Source organism: Vibrio sp. YT-19(2023), assembly GCF_033337395.1.
Map to the genome: position 1 here is coordinate 1 of NZ_JAWOQN010000076.1, position 2,950 is coordinate 2,950.

The following is a 2,950-nucleotide window of genomic DNA, read 5'->3' on the forward strand; positions in this document are numbered from 1 at the left end:
ATCAACTCGAAACTCCTTCGGGTTGTATGGTTAAGTGACTAAGCGTACACGGTGGATGCCTTGGCAGTCAGAGGCGATGAAGGACGTATTAACTTGCGATAAGCCCAGATTAGGTAGTAAAAACCATTTGAGTCTGGGATTTCCGAATGGGGAAACCCAATACCATAAGGTATTACTGTTGAGTGAATACATAGCTCAACAGGGCGAACCGGGGGAACTGAAACATCTAAGTACCCCGAGGAAAAGAAATCAACCGAGATTCCGAAAGTAGCGGCGAGCGAAATTGGACTAGCCCTTAAGCTTTACACGCGTTAGACGAACAGCCTGGAAAGGCCGACGATACAGGGTGATAGTCCCGTAGTTGACGACGTGTGTTCAGTGAAATCGAGTAGGGCGGGACACGTGATATCCTGTCTGAATATGGGGGGACCATCCTCCAAGGCTAAATACTACTGACTGACCGATAGTGAACCAGTACCGTGAGGGAAAGGCGAAAAGAACCCCTGTGAGGGGAGTGAAATAGAACCTGAAACCGTGTACGTACAAGCAGTAGGAGCAGGCTTGTCCTGTGACTGCGTACCTTTTGTATAATGGGTCAGCGACTTATATTCAGTGGCAAGGTTAACCATCTAGGGGAGCCGTAGGGAAACCGAGTCTTAACTGGGCGTTCAGTCTCTGGATATAGACCCGAAACCAGGTGATCTAGCCATGGGCAGGTTGAAGGTTGAGTAACATCAACTGGAGGACCGAACCGACTAATGTTGAAAAATTAGCGGATGACTTGTGGCTAGGGGTGAAAGGCCAATCAAACCTGGAGATAGCTGGTTCTCCCCGAAAGCTATTTAGGTAGCGCCTCGGACGAATACTACTGGGGGTAGAGCACTGTTAAGGCTAGGGGGTCATCCCGACTTACCAACCCTTTGCAAACTCCGAATACCAGTAAGTACTATCCGGGAGACACACGGCGGGTGCTAACGTCCGTCGTGGAGAGGGAAACAACCCAGACCGCCAGCTAAGGTCCCAAATTACTACTAAGTGGGAAACGATGTGGGAAGGCTCAGACAGCCAGGATGTTGGCTTAGAAGCAGCCATCATTTAAAGAAAGCGTAATAGCTCACTGGTCGAGTCGGCCTGCGCGGAAGATGTAACGGGGCTAAGTAGTAAACCGAAGCTGCGGCAATGCACTTTAGTGCATTGGGTAGGGGAGCGTTCTGTAAGCGGTTGAAGGTGTGTGGTAACGCATGCTGGACGTATCAGAAGTGCGAATGCTGACATGAGTAACGATAAAGGGGGTGAAAAACCTCCTCGCCGGAAGACCAAGGGTTCCTGTCCAACGTTAATCGGGGCAGGGTAAGTCGACCCCTAAGGCGAGGCCGAAAGGCGTAGTCGATGGGAAACGGGTTAATATTCCCGTACTTCTTACAATTGCGATGGGGGGACGGAGAAGGCTAGGTGGGCCTGGCGACGGTTGTCCAGGTTCAAGTGCGTAGGCTGAAGAGTTAGGTAAATCCGGCTCTTTTTAAGGCTGAGACACGACGTCGAGCATCTACGGATGTGAAGTCATTGATGCCATGCTTCCAGGAAAAGCCTCTAAGCTTCAGATTGTAAGGAATCGTACCCCAAACCGACACAGGTGGTCGGGTAGAGAATACCAAGGCGCTTGAGAGAACTCGGGTGAAGGAACTAGGCAAAATGGTACCGTAACTTCGGGAGAAGGTACGCTCTCGACGGTGAAGTCCCTCGCGGATGGAGCTATTGAGAGTCGCAGATACCAGGTGGCTGCAACTGTTTATTAAAAACACAGCACTGTGCAAAATCGCAAGATGACGTATACGGTGTGACGCCTGCCCGGTGCCGGAAGGTTAATTGATGGGGTTAGACTTCGGTCGAAGCTCTTGATCGAAGCCCCGGTAAACGGCGGCCGTAACTATAACGGTCCTAAGGTAGCGAAATTCCTTGTCGGGTAAGTTCCGACCTGCACGAATGGCGTAATGATGGCCACGCTGTCTCCACCCGAGACTCAGTGAAATTGAAATCGCTGTGAAGATGCAGTGTACCCGCGGCTAGACGGAAAGACCCCGTGAACCTTTACTACAGCTTGGCACTGAACATTGACCCTACATGTGTAGGATAGGTGGGAGGCTTTGAAGCGCAGTCGCTAGATTGCGTGGAGCCGTCCTTGAAATACCACCCTTGTAGTGTTGATGTTCTAACGTCGACCCCTTATCGGGGTTGCGGACAGTGCCTGGTGGGTAGTTTGACTGGGGCGGTCTCCTCCCAAAGCGTAACGGAGGAGCACGAAGGTGGGCTAATCACGGTTGGACATCGTGAGGTTAGTGCAATGGCATAAGCCCGCTTGACTGCGAGAATGACAATTCGAGCAGGTGCGAAAGCAGGTCATAGTGATCCGGTGGTTCTGAATGGAAGGGCCATCGCTCAACGGATAAAAGGTACTCCGGGGATAACAGGCTGATACCGCCCAAGAGTTCATATCGACGGCGGTGTTTGGCACCTCGATGTCGGCTCATCACATCCTGGGGCTGAAGTCGGTCCCAAGGGTATGGCTGTTCGCCATTTAAAGTGGTACGCGAGCTGGGTTTAGAACGTCGTGAGACAGTTCGGTCCCTATCTGCCGTGGGCGTTGGAGAATTGAAAGGGGCTGCTCCTAGTACGAGAGGACCGGAGTGGACGAACCTCTGGTGTTCGGGTTGTGTCGCCAGACGCATTGCCCGGTAGCTAAGTTCGGGATCGATAACCGCTGAAAGCATCTAAGCGGGAAGCGAGCCTTGAGATGAGTTCTCCCTGATACTTTAAGTATCCTAAAGGGTTGTCGTAGACTACGACGTTGATAGGCAGGGTGTGTAAGCGTTGTGAGGCGTTGAGCTAACCTGTACTAATTGCCCGTGAGGCTTAACCATACAACACCCAAGGGGTTTTGATGGACTCAATG

Annotated in this window: 1 rRNA gene; it reads left to right on the top strand. The window is 51.7% G+C overall.

What is annotated here, in order from left to right:
• Positions 1-28 precede the first annotated feature (28 nt).
• Positions 29-2,918 (top strand): 23S ribosomal RNA (locus R7E78_RS23900).
• Positions 2,919-2,950: the final 32 nt, after the last annotated feature.